This window comes from Xanthomonas sp. SHU 308, assembly GCF_000364645.1.
In the GTDB taxonomy this organism is placed as follows: domain Bacteria; phylum Pseudomonadota; class Gammaproteobacteria; order Xanthomonadales; family Xanthomonadaceae; genus Xanthomonas_A; species Xanthomonas_A sontii.
In genome coordinates this window covers 1-19,782 of the sequence record NZ_AQOK01000713.1, presented here as the reverse complement: position 1 = coordinate 19,782, position 19,782 = coordinate 1, and the positions used below count along the sequence as shown (strand labels likewise).

The window sequence follows — 19,782 nt, the reverse complement described above, 5'->3', positions numbered from 1 at the left end:
GTCCGTCGCGGTATGGCATGACCCCGTGGAACGGGCGCGGGTCGCCGTCGAACACCAGCGGCAGGAAATGGCGATCGCCCTCCCACAGCGGCAGCGTGTCCATCTGCGCGATCGGCACCCAGGCCAGCGTGCCCTCGGCGTTCTCGGCGAACGGCTCGCCCGCGTAGGCGTCGATCAGGAACACGAAGCCCAGCCAGTCCTCGCCGTGCTTGCCGAAGCCCGGCCAGCTGATGGTGCCGCGCAACTGCAGCGCCTCGCAGGTGATGCCGGCCTCTTCCAGGATCTCGCGGCGCATGCCGGCCAGGACGTCCTCGTCCGCCTCCACCTTGCCGCCCAGGCCGTTGTACTTGCCCAGGTGATGGTCGCCGGGCCGGGCATTGCGATGGACCAGCAGCACCTGGCTGCGGTCGGGCGAGAGTACGTAGCCCAAGGTGGCGACGATGGGGGTGTAAGGCATGCGACGAAGGCAGAGGACGACGGGCGCGCAGTATGCCGTAACCGTGCCGTCGCCTGGTCCAGCCTGTGGCTAGACGGCGGGCGTCGCGGCGTCCTGCGCCGCGCGCGGCAACGGCGGCGCCGATCGCAGCGTGGCCACGCCGTGGCCGCGCTCGGCCAGGTATTCCAGCCATTTGCCGAGGAAGGTGTTCATGCGCATGCGGTGGCTGATCAGTTCCGCCGGCGGCGGGTACAGCCCCATCACGTCCTGCCAGCGGCGGCCGACATAGCAATGCGTGGTCTCGGCCTGGCGCGCGTCCAGGTACAGGCGCACGTAGGCCGACGGGTCCGGCTCGCCGGTCAGCGGGTCGCACAGATCGTAGGTCAGGCGCAGCTCGACGGTGTAGCGGTGACGCTCGATCACGTCCAGGCGCAGGTCCAGGCCGTCGCCGATGCTGGACACGTAGCTGCCTGCAGCCAGGTCGGCCGGCACGAACAGGCGGTTCAGGTGCAGATAGTTCTCGGCGTACAGCCCCATCAGCCAGCCGAAACGGCTGAGCCGGGGGATGCGTTCGCTGCGGGTCATGGCGTGCTGCATGGACCGATCCTACACGCTGGATCGCGCCGGCGGCAGCATTGACGGATCGGCGCCAGCGGCCTACCGTGGAAATCCCTGCGAGGACGTGCGGAAATGCCGTCGCCGCCAGGAACGGCCCCGCCCGACCGGCGCGCGCTGGCCAGTCACACCCTCTCTCAGAACATCTCGCGCTGCAGTCCCAGCGTCGCCAGCACCTTGCTGGAAATCTCCTCGATCGAGGTATGCGTGGTGCTCAGGGTCGGAATCCGCTCCATGCGGAACATGGTTTCGGCCGCCGCCACTTCGCGCCGGCAGGTCTCGGCGTTGGAATAGCGCGAGTTCGGCCGCCGCTCCTGGCGGATCTGCTGCAGCCGCTCCGGATCGATGGTCAGCCCGAACAGCTTGTTGCGATACGCGCGCAGCCGCGGCGGCAGCCGATCGCTCTCCAGGTCCTCGTCGGTCAACGGATAGTTCGCCGCGCGCACGCCGTAATGCAGCGCCAGGTAGATGCAGGTCGGGGTCTTGCCCGCGCGCGACACCGCCACCAGGATCACGTCGGCTTCGTCGTAGGTGAGCGCGATACCGTCGTCGTGCGCGAGCGCGAAGTTCATCGCGTTGATGCGGCGGTGGTAGGTCTCGAAGTCGACCAGACCGTGCGCCTGTCCCACCCGCGAGTGCCGCGGCGCGTTCAATTCGCGCTCCAGCGGCTCGATGAAGGGCGCGAACACGTCGAGCATCAGCGCCCCGCTCTCGGCCAGCAGCATGCTCAGTTGCGGATCGACGCAGGAGTTGACCACGATCGGCCGAACCTGATAGCGCTCCCCTGCGGCATGGATGCGCTGCGCAGCGTCGCGGGCTTTTTCCGGATCGTCGACGAACGACATGCGGTCGGTGACGAAGCTGAAACCGCTGAACTGGGTGAGCAGGCTATGCCCAATGGTTTCAGCGGTGATACCGGTTCCATCGGACACGTAGAACACCGGTCTGATCGTCGACATTGCCTGCATTCTCCTGGCTGAAACCCAACGGATGCGCCCGCTTCGCTTGTGCCGGCTCGGGTGCGCACTGCATCATATCGGCTTCTTCCCTCACGGACGCGGCCATTCAGCCCGCCTCGGGCGATGGCCTAACGGAGCATCGCGCTTGAACGAGAACATCCTGTGGTTGCATGAGCTGCGCCTGGCCGACCTGGCTCGCGTCGGTGGCAAGAATTCCTCCCTTGGCGAAATGATCGGCAACCTGGCGGGGCTCGGCGTATCGGTGCCCGGCGGCTTCGCCACCACGGCCGAAGCGTTCAAGGCCTTCGTCGCCCACAACGATCTGTACCAGCGCATCTTCGACAAGCTGGCCACGCTGGACGTGGAAGACGTGGGCGCGCTGACCGCCGCCGGCAAGGAAATCCGCGGCTGGGTGATCGACGCGCCCCTGCAGCCGGAGTTGGACCAGGCGATCCGCGAGGCCTACGCGCAGTTGTGCAGCGAGAACGGCGGTGGCGACATCGCGGTCGCGGTACGTTCCTCGGCGACCGCCGAAGACCTGCCCGATGCCAGCTTCGCCGGCCAGCAGGAGACCTTCCTCAACGTGACCGGCGCCGACGACGTCGTGCACAAGGTCAAGGAAGTCTTCGCCAGCCTCTACAACGATCGCGCCATCGCCTACCGCGTGCACCACGGCTTCAAGCACGAGGACGTGTTCCTCTCGGCCGGCGTGCAGTTGATGGTGCGCTCGGGCGTCGGCGCCTCCGGCGTGCTGTTCACCCTGGACACCGAGTCCGGTTTCCGCGACGTGGTGTTCGTTACCTCGAGCTTCGGCCTCGGCGAAATGGTCGTGCAGGGCGCGGTCAATCCCGACGAGTTCTACGTCTACAAGCCCACCCTGAAGGCCGGCAAGCCGGCGATCCTGCGCCGCTCGCTGGGCAGCAAGCTGATCCGCATGGTGTATTCGGACGTGCCGGGAGAGCGCGTGCGCATCGAGGACACGCCGGCACAGCTGCGCAACACCTTCTCGATCAACGACGAGGACGTGCAGGAACTGGCCAAGCAGGCACTGGTGATCGAGCAGCACTACCAGCGGCCGATGGACATCGAGTGGGCGAAGGACGGCGTCAGCGGCAAGCTGTTCATCGTGCAGGCGCGTCCGGAGACGGTGAAGTCGCGCGGCCACGCCACCCAGATCGAACGCTTCGCGCTGCAGCAGCGCGGCGAGGTGATCGCCGAAGGTCGTGCGATCGGCCAGAAGATCGGCGCTGGCGTCGCCCGCGTGGTGCGCAGCCTGGAGGACATGAACCGGGTGCAGCCCGGCGACGTGCTGGTCGCGGACATGACCGATCCCGATTGGGAGCCGGTGATGAAGCGCGCCTCGGCGATCGTCACCAACCGCGGCGGTCGCACCTGCCACGCGGCGATCATCGCCCGCGAGCTGGGCGTGCCGGCGGTGGTCGGTACCGGCAACGCGATGGAGCTGGTCGAGGACGGCAAGGAAGTGACGGTGAGCTGCGCCGAAGGCGACACCGGCTACATCTATGGCGAGCGCCTGCCGTTCGAGCGCACCACCACGGACCTGGGCAACATGCCGCCGGCGCCGCTGAAGATCATGATGAACGTGGCCAACCCGGAGCGCGCGTTCGACTTCGGCCAGTTGCCCAACGCCGGCATCGGCCTGGCGCGCCTGGAGATGATCATCGCCGCGCACATCGGCATCCATCCCAACGCGCTGCTGGAATACGCCAAGCAGGACGCGGCGACCAAGAAGAAGATCGACGAGAAGATCGCCGGCTACGCCGACCCGGTGAGCTTCTACGTCAATCGCCTGGCCGAAGGCATCGCCACGCTGACCGCGTCGGTGGCGCCGCACCCGGTGATCGTGCGCCTGTCGGACTTCAAGTCCAACGAGTACGCCAACCTGATCGGCGGCAGCAACTACGAACCGCACGAAGAGAACCCGATGATCGGCTTCCGCGGCGCCAGCCGCTACGTCGATCCGAGCTTCGCCGCCGCGTTCGCGCTAGAATGCAAGGCGGTGCTCAAGGTCCGCAACGAGATGGGCCTGGACAACATGTGGGTCATGATCCCGTTCGTGCGCACCCTCGAGGAAGGCCGCAAGGTCGTCGAGGTGCTGGCCAGCAACGGCCTGCGCCAGGGCGAGAACGGCCTGAAGATCATCATGATGTGCGAGGTGCCGTCGAACGCGCTGTTGGCCGAGGAATTCCTGGAGATCTTCGACGGCTTCTCGATCGGCTCCAACGACCTGACCCAGCTGACCCTGGGCCTGGACCGCGACTCCTCGATCGTGGCGCACCTGTTCGACGAGCGCAATCCGGCGGTCAAGAAGATGCTGTCGATGGCGATCAAGGCCGCGCGCGCCAAGGGCAAGTACGTGGGCATCTGCGGCCAGGGTCCTTCGGATCACCCGGACCTGGCCGAGTGGCTGATGCAGGAAGGCATCGAATCGGTCTCGTTGAACCCCGACACCGTGGTCGACACCTGGCTGCGCCTGGCCAAGCTCAAGAGCAAGGGGTGATGCCGATGCAGTCGTGGCTGACGGCACTGACGGCGGCCACGACCGCTGCACCGGCGACGCGGGCGGCGCGCCCGTTCGACTGGCGGACGCTGGACTGGGCGCAGTACGCGCTCAACTGGGGTGTGGCGATCCTGATCCTGGTCGTCGGGATGTGGATCGCCAAGCGCTTGAGCGAATGGCTGCGCAGCGCCCTGCTGCGCGCAAGGGTGGAAGCCACGCTCAGCAATTTCCTGCGCAACGTCGCCTATGCGTTGATGCTGGTGCTGGTGCTGGTCACCGCGCTGCAGAAGATCGGCGTGCCGCCGACCTCGCTGTTCGCCGTGCTCGGCGCCGCCGGTCTGGCGGTGGGCCTGGCGCTGAAGGATTCGCTGTCCAACATCGCCTCCGGGGTGATGCTGATCGTGCTGCGGCCAATGCGCGACGGCGACCACGTGGTGGTGGCCGGCCAGGAAGGCGTGGTCGACGAGATCCGGATCTTCCAGACCCGCATCCGCACCTTCGACGAGCGCATGGTGACCCTGCCCAACAGCACCATCACCACTGCGCCGATCGTCAACTACAGCACCCTGCCCAACCGGCGCCTGGAGATCACCGTCGGCGTCGGCTACGGCGACGACCTGAAGAAGGCGCAGGAGCTGTTGCTGAAGATCGCCCAGGACAATCCGAACATCCTGAAGACGCCCGCCCCGTTCGTGCAGGTGACCAACCTGGGCGAGAGCACGGTGGACCTGATGCTGTTCGGCTACGCCAAGAACAGCGATTTCGGCGCGGCCAAGAGCAGCACGCTGGAGCAGATCCGCAACCAGTTGCTGGAGAACGGGCTGAGCATTCCGTATCCGCAGCGCGACCTGCACGTGTACCACCACGATGCCGACGGCCGCCCGATCGCGGAATTGTTGACCAAGGGCGTCACCGACGACGGCGAGACCAAGCCGGGACCGCCGCTGGCGCGCTGAGCGGCGGCGTCAGCGCCTGCATTCCCTGCGCGACTGTATCCGCCCGACGATCGTCGGGCGGTGCGCCGCATGCTCTCTGACAGCGTCAGGATCGCGGATCAGCCCTCGCCCTGCCCGCCCAACGTGCCCATGAACGGACGGTAGTAACGCAGTTCGTCGATGGAATCGTGCACGTCGCTGAGCGCGGTGTGCGAGGAGGTCTTGGTCAGGCCGGCAGACACCGTCGGCGCCCAGCGCCGCGCCAGTTCCTTCAGCGTCGACACGTCCAGGTTGCGGTAGTGGAAGAAGCGCTCCAGCCGCGGCATCTGCCGGTGCAGGAAACGCCGGTCCTGGCAGATCGAGTTGCCGCACATCGGCGAAGTGCCGGGCTTGCACCACTGGGTCAGGAACGCCATGGTCTCGGCCTCGGCCTGGGCCAGCGTGACCCGGCTGTCGAGCACGCGCTGCCACAGACCGGAGTGGCGGTGCTGGTTGCGGTTCCATTCGTCCATCGCCTCCAGCGTCTGCAGCGGATGGGCGATGGCGAACTCCGGGCCCTCGGCCAGCACGTTGAGTTGCGCGTCGGTCACCACCGTGGCGATTTCGATGATCGAATCGCGATCGGTATCCAAGCCGGTCATTTCCAGATCGATCCAGATCAGCCGATCGTTCGCCACGTGCGCTTGCGCCATATCACCGTCCTGTCGTTCGCGGCGGCGAGGCCGGCGCGGAAGTGTCGTATCAGGCTTCAATGATACCGCGCGGCCTGCGCGACCGGCAGGGGCTGGCCGCTCACGCGCCCAGCGGCGGCTTGCCGCGCTTGGCGCGGAAATAGTTGGTCAGGCGCGTGCTCGCCTCCGCCGCCAGGATCCCGCCGCGGACCTGCACGCGGTGGTTGTGGCGCGGATCGGCGAGCAGGTCGAACACGCTGCCGCAGGCGCCGGTCTTGGGATCGGTGGCGGCATAGACCAGTTCCGCCACCCGCGCATGCACCACCGCCATCGCGCACATCGCGCACGGCTCCAAGGTGACGTACAGGCGGCTGCCGACCAGGCGGTGATTGCCGAGCCGGCGGCCGGCCTGGCGCAGCGCGACGATCTCGGCATGCGCGCTGGGATCGTGTTCGGCGATGTTGAGGTTCCAGCCCTCGCCCAGCACCTCGTCCTCGGCCGAGACCAGCACCGCGCCGACCGGAATCTCGTCGAACTCGCGCTCGGCACGCTCGGCCAGGGCCAGCGCGTGGCGCATCCAATGTACGTCGCGCGCCAGTTGCGCGTCGTCGCCGACGCTCATCGCGACGCGCCGTGCTTACGCACGAACTCGGCAAAGACCGCCAGCGTGGCTTCGCTGACGTGATGCTCGATGCCCTCGGCATCGCGGCGCGCGGTGTCGGCATCGATGCCCAGGGCCAGCAGGAATTGCTCCACGGTCTGGTGGCGCTGCCGGCTGGCCGCGGCCAGCGCCTCGCCCTCGGCGGTCAGGAACACGCCGCGGTAGGGCCGCTGCACCACCCAACCGCCCTTGACCAGGCGCTTGAGCATCTTGGCCACGGTCGGCTGGGCCACGCCCAGGCGCGCGGCGATATCCACCTGCCGCGCTTCGCCACCGTCGGCGAGCAGGTCGGAAATCAACTCCACGTAGTCCTCGATCAGCTCCAGGCGGTGCGCCTCGCGCACCTGGCGGAAGCTTTCGACCTGCACTTCGGCGTCGAGCAGCACCGCCGGCGGCGCCATCGACTTCCCGCTTTTCTGCATCGCAACGCCCTTGTCCTGTGCCGGCGCCCGCCGGCCACCCGCCTATTCTGGCCGAATCCGGGCTATCGCAGCGATCTGAATTGCCAATGCTAATCCATATAGCACCTGCTATATACTCGTTCGCACCCCGCCCCACGTGTCATTGCCATGGCCGCCCCCCTGCCCCTGCCGAGTTCCGCTGCCGCGCACGCCAGCCGTGGCGAGGCGCGTCCCAGCCTGGGCGCGATGCATGCCAGCGTGGCCGTGCCGCGCAGCGGCCTGGGCTGGCGCCGCTTCCTGGCCTTCCTCGGACCCGGCTACATGGTCTCGGTCGGCTACATGGATCCGGGCAATTGGGCGACCGACATCGCCGGCGGTTCGCACTTCGGCTACCTGCTGCTGTCGGTGATCCTGCTGTCCAACCTGATGGCGATCGTGCTGCAGGGCCTGGCCGCGCGCCTGGGCATCGCCACCGGGCTGGACCTCGCCCAGGCCTGCCGTGCGCACTACTCCAATCCGGTGAACTTCCTGTTGTGGCTGGCCTGCGAAGCGGCCATCGTCGCCTGCGACCTGGCCGAAGTGATCGGCACGGCGATCGCGCTGAAGCTGCTGTTCGGCATCCCGCTCACCGCTGGCGCGATCATCACCTCGATCGACGCGCTGCTGGTGCTGTTCCTGATGCGCCGCGGCTTCCGCGCGCTGGAGGCGTTCGTGATCGCCCTGCTGACGGTGATCTTCGCCTGCTTCCTGGTGCAGATCGTGCTGGCCGCGCCGCCGCTGCGCGAGGTGCTGTCAGGCTTCATCCCGCGTGCGCAGGTGGTGACCGATCCGGCCGCGCTGTACCTGGCGATCGGCATCATCGGCGCGACGGTGATGCCGCACAACCTGTACCTGCATTCCTCGATCGTGCAGACCCGCGCCTACGAGCGCACCGACCAGGGCCGCCGCTCGGCGCTGCGCTGGGCGCTGGCCGACAGCACCATCGCGCTGAGTCTGGCGCTGTTCGTCAACGCCGCGATCCTGATCCTGGCCGCCGCGGTGTTCCATGCGCACGGCCGCACCGACGTGCAGGAGATCGAACAGGCCCACGAACTGCTCGCGCCGATGCTCGGCGTCGGCCTGGCCTCGACCCTGTTTGCGGTGGCGCTGCTGGCCTCCGGCATCAATTCCACCGTCACCGCCACGCTGGCCGGGCAGATCGTGATGGAAGGCTTTTTGCACCTGCGGCTGCCGCCATGGGCGCGGCGCCTGCTGACCCGCGGCCTGGCGATCGTGCCGGTGGTCGCGGTGACCTCGCTGTACGGCGAACAGGGCACCGCCAAGCTGCTGGTGCTGAGCCAGGTGGTGCTGTCGATGCAGTTGCCGTTCGCGGTGATCCCGCTGGTGCGCTTCGTCACCGACAAGCAGCGGATGGGACCACTGGTGGTGCGCCGCGGGCTGGCCTGGCTGGCCTGGACGATCGCCGCGCTGATCGTGGTGCTCAATCTGAAGCTGCTGGCAGATACGTTGTTGCACTGAGCGATCCCGCCGCCGACGCCGTGCGCAGACGCGGACAGGATGGCCGCGCTGCGAACGGACGTCCGAGCACATGCGCGTCGCTACCTGTCCTGGGCTGCTGCCAGCGGCACCACGTACGCCTCCAGTTCCGCCATCCGCCCATCGCGAAACCGCCAGACGTCGCAGTAGGAGAACCGCGACGTCCCGGCGTCGCCAGTCTCGAGCGTGATCTGGCCGAGGGCCACGACGTGGCCGTCGCCGATGATGTACTTGCGAACGTCGAACTGCGGCGGCTGCCGGTAGGCCTCGGCCATCCACTCCCTGACCGCCTGCTTGCCCCGCAATGTGCGCTCGCCGATGAAGTGCCAGGTCGTATCTTCGGTGCAATGGGCGAGAAAGCCTTCGTAATCGCCGGCGGCGTTCGCGGCCTGCAGGACGTGCTGGTTCGCCTCGGTCATCGGATGGCCTCCTCTGGCTGGGAACGGTCGAGATGGCGCCAACCTAGCGTCGCCTGTGTCACACCTGCGTACACGCCTCAGCGGCTCGCCGCGCGAGCGACCGGCGACGCACGCAAGCGTTGCAACGACCCGGCACAGAAGTCTCGTGCATCGGCAGTGACGGCGAAACCGGGGTTCCTGCCGGCACGCACCGGCATGCACGGGCGCTGACGATCTCGCGCCCCCTCAGATTTTCGGTGCTTTCGCGAACAGCGCCGTATAACGCCGCTGCATTTCCTCCGGCGTCACCGACTCGATCGCATGGCCGATCAGCCAGCGGTGGCCGAAGGGATCGCGCACGGTGCCGGAGCGTTCACCGTAGAAGTGGTCCTGCATACCGCGCTCGAGCGTGGCGCCCGCCGCGACCGCGCGGGCGACCAACGCGTCGGCATCGTCCACATGCAGGTGCAGCGTGACCGGCGTGGCGTCAAGGTGTTCGGGGCTGCGTACGCCCATGTCCGGATACTCCTCCGACAGCATCAGGATGTGGCCATCGAGATCCACCTCGGCATGACCGATACGTCCATCGGGCTCGGTAAGGCGGAACAGTTCGCGCGCACCAAACGCGCGCGCGTAGAACGCCATCGCGGCGGCGGCGTCGCGCACGCACAGATAGGCATACAGTTCGTGGATCGCCATGGCATGTCCTCGTGTGGGCCAGGTGCCCATTGTGGAATCCTGGGTGCGCCGCGTCTTGCAGGAAATTGACCTGCGCCGCGATCAGCGCGGCACATGCCGGGGGGCGGCGGGATCGGCCGCCCGCCGCCAGGCGGACGGGGTGACACCGGCCACGCTGCGGAAGGTGTTGGCCAAGTGCGCCTGGTCGGCGAAGCCGCTGGCGGCGGCAATGTCGGCCCAGCCCAGCGAGCGGTCGCACGCCAGGTCCAGCGCGTGCGAGAAGCGTTGCAGCCGCAGCCAGGCGTTCGGTGCCAGACCGGTCGCCTGCCGGAACAGGGCGATGCAATGCCGATGGCTGAGTCCGCTGGCGCGCACCAGGGTCTCCACGCGCACGTCCGGGTGCCAGCCACCGGAACGCAGCACGCGCAGCGCCGGATGCCGCACGGGCGGGCGGCCGCCGGCGCGGTCGACCAGCCACCGTTCGAAGGCAGCCAGGCGCGCCGGCGCCTCGGCGCATGCGTGCAACCGCTCCAGCAGCGCATCGACCTCGCCGGCAGGCAGCAGCAGCTCCAGCGGCGTGTGGTGCCCGGCCAACGCGGATTCGGGCACACCGAGCAACACGCTGGTGGCGCCTGGACGCAACATCGCACCGACCGAGACCGCAGGCTGCGTGACATCGCGCACGTGATACGCCGTGCGTACCCCACCCACCACCGCGTGGCCGAGGCAATGGCCGCACAGGTCGTCCGCGTGGTCGAACACCCGCAACGGTGCACCGCCGATCCGCACGGCGAGATGCGTGGCACCGGTCGGCAGCACGTGCTCGCGCGCAGGCAGCCGCACGGCCGCAGACACCGGTGCGGGCTCGTGCGCCCACACCGCTGTCACCAGACCGCGCAATGCGGAAACGGGAGGTCGATGCATGGACGCCATGGCGCGATGCTACGCCTGTCATCGGCCCCGTCGGTAGTCCGCCCGACGACGCGCCTCCGCCGCCACTCCCGACCCGATGATCGGGCGCTACCGCACGGGCTCGACCACACGTCGCGGGCATCGCCCCGATCCCGCCACGCAGAAGTATCGGACGCCCTCGGAATGCCTCCGCGACGCACCTGCAGTGATCATGCCGCATCCGTTGTGGCAGGGCGTTTCAGGTTTGCTGGCGCACATTCTTGCTCTGCTGTCGCGGTCACTTTCGAGGAGCACGTAGCCATGCATCATCGCACCAGCCATGTTCGCGTGGCTCGACATCGAAGCGGTCGAAGACGTGCTGCCGCCTGCACGAGCGACGCGCAGAATCACGCAGACGAAACAGCGGCACGACTGCAAGTGTTCCCTTGCCGGCTCGCGAATCCGGGCGAAAGAACACCCGGCATTCGCCTGCATCCGTCGCGCACTTGCGACGCATCTCACACTGTCGTCGACACCCCCAACTGTCTACCCTCGCCGCCGATCCGGCTTATACAGTAGCCGCGACACACCACGGATGGCGGGAATGGCCGCGGCAAGAGATATCGCCAAAGGCGTTCTACTGAGCGCCACCTACTGCGCCACGTTCCTGCTGGCCTGGCGGTGTTCCGTGGACCAGTGGTATCTGCCGGCCGGCGTGCGCGTCGCCAGCCTGCTGTTCCTGCCCGCACGGCGTTGGCCGTGGCTGCTGGCCGGCGATGCCGCCGCGCTGCTGACACTGCGCATTCCCATGAGCGAAGCCTGGGGCGCGAGTGCCATCTGGGCATACCTGAGTCCGTTCCTGCTGATGCCCGCCGTGTCGCTGCTGCCGGTCCTGGCGCGTCAGCGGGTGCCTGACCTGGCACGCAACGATCACTGGCTGCTGCCGCTGACGCTGGCGACCGCGCTGTGGAGCACGCTCTGCAACATTGCGATCAACACCGTGCTGGGCGGCCCCGCCGGGCCGGCGCCGCTCGATGTGCTGCTGCGCTACTGGCTTGGCGACTACCTGGGCACCCTGATGTTCGTGCTGCCGGCGTTGCTGTGGCTGCGCCGGGACGAACCCACGCGACTGCAGGCCTCGCTGTTGCACGAGGGGCTGGCGTCGATCGCCGTGGTCGTCGTGCTGTCGGCGTCCATCGCCGTGGCCGGCGACGCGCTGCTGCGGCAGTTGCTGATGGTCCTGCTGGTGGTCCCGGCGATCGTACTGACGCTTCGCCATGGCTGGCGGGGCGCGGCGCTCGGCGTGGTCATGGCGAACGTTGCGGTGGCCCTGTCCATGCCCAAGGTCGTCGCACCGGGCATGCACGACGCCGATGCGTTCGTGGTGCAGATCCTGCTCGCCGCCACCGCCACGGTGATGTTCGCGTTCGGATCACGGATCTCCGCCGCCTATCGGCATATGCGCGACGACGGACGCCTGCGCGAACAGGCGCTGGCCTTCGCACAGGCCGGCTACCTCTCCGCCGAACGCACGCTGCGCCGACGGGTGGTCGACTACACCGACCTCAGCACCCAGATCAACAAGCTGCGCCGCGATGTGGTGGAAGATCTGCGCGCACGCGGCCATTACGCCGCCGCCATGCAGATGACCCGCACCGGCGTGATCCAGGCGCAGTTGCTGGACGAATATGTCACCGCGCTCTACCCGCTCGGCATCGAGACGCACGGCCTGTACCACACGCTGCACTCGCCGACCTTCGCCAACCTGTGCGCCACGGAGTTCCGCTGCCGCCTGCATGGCGACCCGCGACGCCTGTCGCTGGGCCTGCAACTGGTCGCCTATCGCTGCATCCTCGACGCCCTCGAGACCCTGCCCGTGGCCCACACGCATCTGCTGCGGGCACGGGTATGGCGTGCGCAAGGACGACAGGGCATCGCCATCCGCATCACCGCCGATGCGGCGATGCTGAGCGCGTTGCGGCGCCGTCCGGAAGCGCCCGAGCGGGAACTGGCGGTCCGCCTGCAGGCGCATGGCGGCACCTGCCGGCGCCGCCATGCGTTGAGCTTCAGCTTTCTGGTGTCCGAAAGCCCGGCCTCCGGCAGCCTCACTCCACCGCCGTGACCTCCCACGCGTCACCGCGTGCATCCGAGCGCAGGCGCACCACCACATCGGCCGTCCGGTAGATCACACGCGACGGCATCGCAGGCGATGCCGTCAGCGAGACCCGCCCCACGTCGCTGCCCATCGGCAGCACCCACAAGGTCTTGCCGATGCGGCCGACCGCGGCACGGACCACGCCGCTGGCGTCGTTGATCTGCAGGTAGTTCACGCCATCGCGCGAGAACTCATAGACGCGCCAGGCCGAATCCGTGGCGAGATTCAGCGCCTTGGGCACGCTTTCGCCCAGTCCCTTGCCCACCACCCCATGCCCGCCGGAGGGGCAGCAGGACTGCGCCTGCGCCTGAAATGACAGCGCCAACCCCGCTGCGACCACGATTGCCAAGCCCTTCGCCTTCGTTTCCATTGCATCGATCCTTTCCCACCCGGGGAATTCCGCCTGCATCTCAGGCGGGATCAAGGTACGTGGTACGGACGCGGAAACGGTAAACACCGCCATGGACGCGGTACGAGGCAACTGCGACCAATGCGCAGACCGGCTCTCTGGCGCTGCCTGTTCACCTCCAGCAGTTCCACCGCGACAATGGCAAGCAGCCGTTCCCGCATCACGGCAATCCGTCACCGCCCTCCACACATGCGTGCATTGCTGTCCGCAAATGCCTTGGCCGTCTCGCTTTCCTGCAACGCAAAGGCTGAACCTCCGAGCCAGCGGATGAGCTGGACGTGATTTCCAGGAGCTACGCAAAGAATCCTTGCGTCGAGCAGCGGAAGCCGCGCGCCGCCTGCAACTCAGACAGGTCCTTGCACGGCCGCAGAGGGAGGCATTCCATTCCAATCGCGCTACGCCGATCGCCTGGACAGCGCACCGGGACGATGGCCCGAGGGCCTCAAGCTCGTGCTGCGCCTGACGCAGGGCCCGTGCCCGCCATCCGCGCGTTGCCCATCGTCCATGGAAACATCCCAGTGGAGTTCACTCTGGTGTCCCACAAGACGTTGCACCAGATCGCTGCGATCCTGAGGGCGAACCACAATCGGTTGCGCGAACAGGTGACGGGCCTGCAGGGTACCGGCGTCGCCGAAGTGCATGCCGCGATCGTGTTGCATGTCGTTGCATCCCCGGGGAACAGGCCGCCTACGAAGCGGACAAACAGCATCTCAGCGCACCGCTCGGCGCGCCCGTCGTGTTCGAATGCCTGCCAGGCCCGATGGCGCCCGCGCCGCCATGGCGCGGTGCAGTGCGAGGCGGCAGCCTCCGACGGCTATCGGGATCACGGCTGCTCGCCCAGACCTTTGTTCCAGTGCGTCCGGGCGAATCGGGAAACCTCGTCGGCCAACTCGCTGTCTTCGGGCGTATTGCCCATGAACCCGCCATGCGGCATCGCTTCGAAGACATGCAGTTCGGCAGCGACGCCAGACCTGCGCAAGGCGCGGTGCATGCGCACCGTGTTAGACAGGAACAGGTCACGGGTACCCGATTGCAGAAACGTCGGAGGCAGGCCGGCCAGATCGCCGAACAAGGGCGAAAGAAAGGGATGCGACAGGTCGGCTCCGTCGGCGTAGAGCTGATTGTTTCGCATCAGCGAGCCCGGCAGCACGACGTCGACCATCTGGTTGACCTGGAAGCTGTCGCCGGACTCGGTCAGATCGACTTCCGGCGAAAGCAGGATCAAGGCGGCGGGCATCGCAAGCCCCTCGTCTTTTGCGCGCAGCAGCATGGCGACGGCCACATTGCCACCGGCCGATCGGCCGCCCACGATGACATGCGAGGCCGCGTGGTGCTGCAGTACATGGCGGTACGCCGCCATGGCATCGTCCAACGCCGCCGGATACGGATGTTCGGGCGGCAACCGGTAATCGACGCCGTAGCACGGCACGCCATGCTGCTCCGCCTGCATCCTGGCCTGGACGCGGCAAGCCTCGCCGCCACCGAACACCAGCGCACCACCATGAAAATCCAGATAGGCGCAGTCCTGCATCGAGAGGGTATCCGGGATCGCGACATGGATGGTCGCATCACCGACACGAATCGTCTCCGCGCTCGCACGCAGCGTCCCGTCCAGACCGCCGAGGGAGGCCGCATAGTGCGCATCCGCCGCCGCCTTGACCTTCATCCATCCGGCGCGGTCATGCGGCAATGGCATCGTGTAGCTGGCGTTGCGAGGAATGCCATCCGCATCCACCATGCGCTCCAGGTTCGCGCGCGCCTCGGGGCTGATCGACGACGGGAAGGGAATCAGGCGTGCCGGCGCGCGGACCCCATGGGGATAGTCACTCATTGTGGTTCCGAGACCTTCTTGTTCCGAGGGGTGCGACTCCGTCCTGCAAGCGAGCCGCCTCCCGATCGAAGCCGATGATCGCGGCCTGCCGGACCGATCGATTCGTCATTGTGCAAGCCTACTCAACCGCAGCGCTCATGTCGTCTGCAACATCAACTGGCACATGCACCATCGGCGACGGTCTGGCGGTGAAGCACGCCTGCTGCTGCACCAACGCCGCAGCCCTGCAGAATACGCCGCAACAGCGCTGCGTCATTCCCGGCGCCGCCGCCTGCGCTAGACGTCGCCTCGTACCGCCGCAGGCTGCAGCAGCAGCCGCACCAGCGGATTCGGGAAGCGCCGCGACATGGTGACGGCGTGGAAGGTCTCCACGATGTCCGGCAATTGATCGCCCTCCACCAGCACGCCGGCGGCGATCTCGTCCTTGACCACGATCGGCGGGAGCACGGCCAGGCCGATGTCCTCACGCGCCAGCAGGCGCATCATCGCCATGTCCTCCACTTCCGCCACGATCTGCGGGCGCACGCCCAGGCGATCGGCCAGGGCGTCGAATCCCGCGCGCACGCTGTTGTCCACCGTCGGCAGGATGATGGGATGCTGGCGAAGCCGATCGGCGATGTTGGCGGCATGGCCCAGCCGATCCGGCGTGCCCACCAGGCTGACCGGTCGCTCGGCGAGCCGATGGGTGACGAACGGGGTCAGCGCGTCGGTGGCCGGCGCCTGGTTGAGCAGGACCACGTCGAGATTGAGCGCCTCCAGCGCCCGTAGCAGTTCGCCGGCGCTGCCTGAGCGCAGGATCAGGTCGATATCGGTTCGGCCGAGCAGCGGCCGCAAGAACTCCAGCTGGAAGTTGCGCGACAGTGTGGCCAGCGAGCCGACCCGCAGCGCCTGCCGCGCGGCGCCGGTCTGCCGCAGCGTGCCCAGCAGTTCGTCGCCGGTGGCGAAGATCGCATCGGCGTGGTCCAGCGCGATCTGCCCCGCCTCGGTCAGGTGCAGTTGCCGCCCGCGCCGCTCGAACAGTGCATGGCCCAAACGCTCCTCCAGCTTGCGGATCTGCACCGACAAGGCGGACTGGGTGAGGTTGAGCCGCTCGGCGGTGCGGGTCAGGTTGCCGTCGTGGGCGACGGCCCAGAAGTAACGCAGGTGGTTGTAGTTCAAAGCGGCCATCGTTCGATAATAACGAACGATATCGTGAAAACAATGAATTTTTGTTCGACCCCGCCGATCGCTATCGTGGCGCCGCCCGCCACTGCGCTCGATCCAAGGGGATTGCCTTGTCGCTCTATCTGCTGCCGCTCTCTGCCCCACTCCTGCTGCTGGTCGCGGCCGTGTTCGGCTTTGTCCGCAGCGGCCGACGCCCCCACTTCCTCCCCGCCTTCGCCGAACGTGCCGCGCTCGGCGCACTGCTCCTCGCCATCGCCTCGCTGGCGCTGCTGATCGCCCGCGGCGCCGGCGGCAGCGCATTGATCGGATGGAGCGGCATCGGCCTGTCGGTCAGGCTCGATGCGGTGAGCACCACGATGCTGCTACTGGTCGCCTTCGTCGGCTGGATCGTGGTGCGCTACACCCGCACCTATCTGGATGGCGAAGCGCGGCAGGGCTATTTCACCGGCTGGCTGTGCGTCGCGCTCGCCGCGGTGCTGCTGCTGGTGCAGGCCGGAAACCTAGTCCAGGTCGTGGTGGCCTGGATCGCCACCAGCATCGCGCTCAATCGTCTGCTGCTGTTCTATCCCCAGCGTGTGGCCGCGCAACGCGCCGCGCGCAAGAAGCGCCTGTTCTCCAGCATCGGCGCCATCGCCCTGATCTGCGCGGCGCTGCTTGTCTGGAAGAGCCTGGGCACCACCGACATCGCCACCATCAACGCACTGGCGCGGAACGGCCAGCATGGCGGGGCCCTTACCGCGGCGGCCGCCTTGATGGCGCTGGCCGCGGTGCTGAAATCGGCGCAGTTCCCCACCCATGGCTGGCTCACCGAGATGATGGAGGCGCCCACGCCGGTGTCGGCGCTGCTGCATGCCGGCGTGGTCAACGGCGGCGGCTTCCTGCTGATCCGCTTCGCCGACCTGATGCTGGCGGCCCCCGGCGTGCTCGCCGTGCTGGCCATGCTGGGCGGGTTCACCGCGCTGTTCGGCGCGCTGGTGATGCTGACCCAACCCGCGGTCAAGACCTCGCTGGCCTGGTCCACGGTCGCGCAGATGGGTTTCATGATCCTGCAGTGCGGGCTGGCGCTGTTCCCGCTGGCGCTGCTGCACATCGTCGCGCACTCTCTGTACAAGGCCCATGCCTTCCTGGCCTCCGGCGGCGCGGTCGAGCAGGTGGCGTCGATTCGCCGACCCGGGCCGGTGGCGGTGCCCGATGGGGCCGCGGTCGGCCGCGCCTTCCTGATCGCGCTGGCGATCTATGTCGGGATCGGCGCCGCCTTCGGGTTCGCCTTCGGCTTCGAGCACAAGTCGCCGCAGGCGCTGGCCCTGGGCGCCATCCTGATCTTCGGTGTGGCCTACCTGCTGGCCCAGGGCCTGGCCGATGCCGCGCCGCGCCCGCTCACCCGCAGGACCGCGCTCTACGCCAGCGCCGCTGCGGTCGGCTATTTCGCGCTGCAGACCGCGGCCGAATGGCTGACCGCAGGCGTGCTGCCGGCAACGCCGGCGCCGGGTCGGCTGGAGTGGACGCTGATGGCGCTGGCGGTGCTGAGCTTCGGGCTGGTGGCGGTGGCGCAGGCGCTGTTCCCGCTGTGGGCCTCGCACCCGGCCGCCGCCGGACTGCGCGTGCATCTCGCCAATGGCCTGTATGCCAACGCCACGCTCGATCGCCTGCTCGGCGGCTGGTCCGTCCGCAAGACCTCGTGACTCCCTAACCGCCAGGACACCCACATGCTGATGACCACCACCGACGCACCGTCCTTGTCTCACGAGCTGATCATCGCCGCCGCCGCGCGTGCGGCGCGGGCCATTCCCCCGCTTTGGCCGCTCGCCTCGAGCGTGGCGGTCAACCCCTTCCTCGGCCAGACCGGCGAACCGCTGCCGATCGCGGCGGCGCGGCTGCGGCGCGCCGCCGGCATCGCCGTGACCATGCCGCGCGCCTGGTATGCGCAGCGACTGCAGTCCGGCGAGATCGCCGAAGAGGATCTGCAGGCGGCCTGGCACAACGCGCCGGCGGCGCTGCGTCCGCCGACGGTGGCCGCGCTCAAACTCGACGTCGATGCCATGCGCCCTGCTCCGCAGGCGATCCCGACCGTCGCCGATCTGGCACGCGATGCGTCGCAGGTCGACTGGCCGGGCATCGTCGACGAGCGCATCGGACACTGGGCCGCCAGCTACTTCGATCAGGGCCAGGCGCTGTGGGTCGCCGGGCAGTCTGGCGGCGCCTATGCCGCGTGGCGGCTGGTCGCGACCCACGATCTGAAGCCGGAAATCGCCGGGCTCACCCGATTCGCGCAGCAGGTGGCGGACGCGCCAGCGACTGCCGAAGAGGCGATCGTCGAGGGCGTCGCCCGCCTCGGCCTCGCGCCAGACGCGCTGGAGGACTATTTCCACCGTCTGCTGACCACGCTGGGCGGCTGGAGCCAGGTCGCCCGCTATCGGCTCTGGCAAGCGGAGTTGAGCAGCGGAACCGATGCCTGCGTCACCGATTTGCTCGCCATCCGCATCAGCTGGGAAGCCGCGCTGCTGGGCAAGTTCGGTTCGGAGATCGCGCCCGAGTGGCGAAGCGCCATCGCCGCTTACGCCACGCCGGTGGCAGCGACTTCGGACGACGTCGTCGACAGCATCCTGCAGGAAGCGGCCGAACGAGCCGCACAGCGGCGGCTGGGCAGCGTGCTTGCAGCGCCCGCCTCGGCCCCGGTCGCCCCTGACCGGATGACATTGCAGATGGCCTTCTGCATCGACGTACGCTCGGAAGTGTTCCGCCGCGCGCTGGAAAGCCTCGATGCGGGCATCCAGACCCTCGGATTCGCCGGCTTCTTCGGGCTGGGCATCGGCCATCGGCGCTTCGCTTCGGACGTGGTCGAAGCGCGCCTTCCGGTGCTGCTGACGCCGGCGGTGCGCACCTGCGCGGGAGAGGCGACGCCCTCGGTGGCCGAAGCGGACCTCGCCGCACGGATCGCGGCCCGCGCGAAGCGGGCCTGGGGGCGCTTCAAGCTGGCCGCCATTTCCTCGTTCGCCTTCGTCGAGGCCACCGGCCCGATCTACGTCGCCAAGCTGCTGCGCGATGGCTTGGGACTGACGCGGCACTCGGCGCCGAACGATCCCGCGCCGCGCCCGGCCGAGGCGCTCGACCTCGACACGCGGCTGACCATGGCCACGCGCATCCTCACCGCGATGTCGCTCACCACCGGTTTCGCGCGACTCGTGATGATCGCCGGCCACGGGGCAAACGTGGTCAACAATCCGCACGCCAGCGCCCTGCACTGCGGCGCCTGCGGCGGCTACTCGGGCGAAGTGAACGCGCGGCTGCTCGCCGCGCTGCTCAACGCCCCCGAGGTGCGCGCCGGGCTTGCCGAGCGCGGCATCGCCATTCCCGCCGACACGCTGTTCGTCGGCGCCCTGCACGACACCACGACCGATGCGGTCACGCTCTACAGCGCCGACCATGCTTCGCCCGCGCATGCCGCCGACCTCGACCAGGCGGCGCGTTGGTTGCACGCCGCCGGCGCGCTGGCGCGCGGCGAGCGCGCGCTGCGCCTGCCA

Annotated in this window: 18 protein-coding genes; 6 read left to right on the top strand and 12 right to left on the bottom strand. The window is 68.2% G+C overall.

Features of this window, described 5'->3' with window-relative positions:
• The 3 genes from D588_RS0119325 to D588_RS0119315 all read right to left on the bottom strand — a co-directional run.
• Positions 1-457, bottom strand: a 457-nt coding sequence (locus tag D588_RS0119325) for an 8-oxo-dGTP diphosphatase (protein WP_026143895.1), incomplete at its 3' end; no start/stop codon positions are given.
• A 69-nt stretch (positions 458-526) separates the two neighbouring features.
• Complete coding sequence (locus D588_RS0119320; RefSeq protein WP_017909496.1) at positions 527-1,033, bottom strand: DUF1249 domain-containing protein; 507 nt, start codon at positions 1,031-1,033, stop codon at positions 527-529.
• Between the two features lie 155 nt (positions 1,034-1,188).
• Entirely contained in the window at positions 1,189-2,010 is an 822-nt protein-coding gene (locus D588_RS0119315; RefSeq protein WP_010342958.1) for a pyruvate, water dikinase regulatory protein, read from the bottom strand.
• Between the two features lie 145 nt (positions 2,011-2,155).
• Here D588_RS0119315 and ppsA point away from each other — a divergent pair, with 145 nt between their 5' ends.
• Both ppsA and D588_RS0119305 read left to right on the top strand, forming a co-directional pair.
• Positions 2,156-4,531, top strand: coding sequence for a phosphoenolpyruvate synthase (gene ppsA / locus D588_RS0119310; protein ID WP_017917155.1), 2,376 nt, complete (start codon positions 2,156-2,158; stop codon positions 4,529-4,531).
• A 5-nt stretch (positions 4,532-4,536) separates the two neighbouring features.
• Complete coding sequence (locus tag D588_RS0119305; protein ID WP_017909494.1) at positions 4,537-5,487, top strand: mechanosensitive ion channel family protein; 951 nt, start codon at positions 4,537-4,539, stop codon at positions 5,485-5,487.
• A 98-nt stretch (positions 5,488-5,585) separates the two neighbouring features.
• On the opposite strand, the gene orn is transcribed toward D588_RS0119305, so the two are convergent.
• From orn to mntR, 3 genes are all read right to left on the bottom strand, one after another.
• On the bottom strand, positions 5,586-6,158 hold the full coding sequence (gene orn, locus D588_RS0119300; RefSeq protein WP_017917154.1) for an oligoribonuclease: 573 nt from the start codon (positions 6,156-6,158) through the stop codon (positions 5,586-5,588).
• A 100-nt stretch (positions 6,159-6,258) separates the two neighbouring features.
• Positions 6,259-6,759: a tRNA adenosine(34) deaminase TadA gene (gene tadA, locus D588_RS0119295; protein WP_017917153.1), complete on the bottom strand. Its 501-nt coding sequence runs from the start codon at positions 6,757-6,759 to the stop codon at positions 6,259-6,261.
• The gene (mntR, locus tag D588_RS0119290) at positions 6,756-7,220 is read right to left on the bottom strand and encodes a manganese-binding transcriptional regulator MntR (RefSeq protein ID WP_026143893.1); all 465 of its coding nucleotides are present in this window, start codon (positions 7,218-7,220) and stop codon (positions 6,756-6,758) included. Before mntR ends, tadA begins: the two co-directional genes overlap by 4 nt.
• 147 nt (positions 7,221-7,367) lie before the next feature.
• Here mntR and D588_RS0119285 point away from each other — a divergent pair, with 147 nt between their 5' ends.
• Entirely contained in the window at positions 7,368-8,717 is a 1,350-nt protein-coding gene (locus D588_RS0119285; protein ID WP_017917152.1) for an Nramp family divalent metal transporter, read from the top strand.
• A gap of 80 nt (positions 8,718-8,797) precedes the next feature.
• Here D588_RS0119285 and D588_RS0119280 read toward each other — a convergent pair whose 3' ends face one another.
• The 3 genes from D588_RS0119280 to D588_RS0119270 all read right to left on the bottom strand — a co-directional run bounded on the left by D588_RS0119280 (position 8,798) and on the right by D588_RS0119270 (position 10,735).
• Positions 8,798-9,154 carry a nuclear transport factor 2 family protein gene (locus D588_RS0119280; protein WP_017917151.1) on the bottom strand — a complete coding sequence of 119 codons (357 nt, stop codon included), beginning with the start codon at positions 9,152-9,154 and terminating at the stop codon, positions 8,798-8,800.
• A gap of 225 nt (positions 9,155-9,379) precedes the next feature.
• Positions 9,380-9,832, bottom strand: coding sequence for a VOC family protein (locus tag D588_RS0119275; RefSeq protein ID WP_017917150.1), 453 nt, complete (start codon positions 9,830-9,832; stop codon positions 9,380-9,382).
• Positions 9,833-9,913: 81 nt separating this feature from the next.
• Entirely contained in the window at positions 9,914-10,735 is an 822-nt protein-coding gene (locus D588_RS0119270) for an AraC family transcriptional regulator (RefSeq protein WP_343122589.1), read from the bottom strand.
• A gap of 571 nt (positions 10,736-11,306) precedes the next feature.
• On the opposite strand from D588_RS0119270, the gene D588_RS0119265 reads away from it, so the two are divergent.
• Positions 11,307-12,824 (top strand): MASE1 domain-containing protein, encoded by a 1,518-nt coding sequence (locus D588_RS0119265; RefSeq protein ID WP_198526787.1) that lies wholly within the window; start codon positions 11,307-11,309, stop codon positions 12,822-12,824.
• Here D588_RS0119265 and D588_RS0119260 read toward each other — a convergent pair.
• The 3 genes from D588_RS0119260 to D588_RS0119250 form a co-directional block, all read right to left on the bottom strand.
• Complete coding sequence (locus D588_RS0119260; protein WP_017917148.1) at positions 12,808-13,227, bottom strand: hypothetical protein; 420 nt, start codon at positions 13,225-13,227, stop codon at positions 12,808-12,810. The two genes, D588_RS0119265 and D588_RS0119260, sit on opposite strands and share 17 nt — an antisense overlap.
• Before the next feature lie 862 nt (positions 13,228-14,089).
• Positions 14,090-15,097, bottom strand: coding sequence for an alpha/beta hydrolase (locus D588_RS0119255; protein WP_017917147.1), 1,008 nt, complete (start codon positions 15,095-15,097; stop codon positions 14,090-14,092).
• Positions 15,098-15,373: 276 nt separating this feature from the next.
• Positions 15,374-16,264: a LysR family transcriptional regulator gene (locus D588_RS0119250; RefSeq protein ID WP_017917146.1), complete on the bottom strand. Its 891-nt coding sequence runs from the start codon at positions 16,262-16,264 to the stop codon at positions 15,374-15,376.
• 107 nt (positions 16,265-16,371) lie between these two features.
• Between D588_RS0119250 and D588_RS0119245 the strand changes: the two genes are divergently transcribed.
• Both D588_RS0119245 and D588_RS0119240 read left to right on the top strand, forming a co-directional pair.
• Positions 16,372-17,943 (top strand): proton-conducting transporter membrane subunit, encoded by a 1,572-nt coding sequence (locus D588_RS0119245; RefSeq protein ID WP_017917145.1) that lies wholly within the window; start codon positions 16,372-16,374, stop codon positions 17,941-17,943.
• Between the two features lie 24 nt (positions 17,944-17,967).
• Positions 17,968-19,782, top strand: a 1,815-nt coding sequence (locus tag D588_RS0119240; RefSeq protein ID WP_017917144.1) for a putative inorganic carbon transporter subunit DabA, incomplete at its 3' end; no start/stop codon positions are given.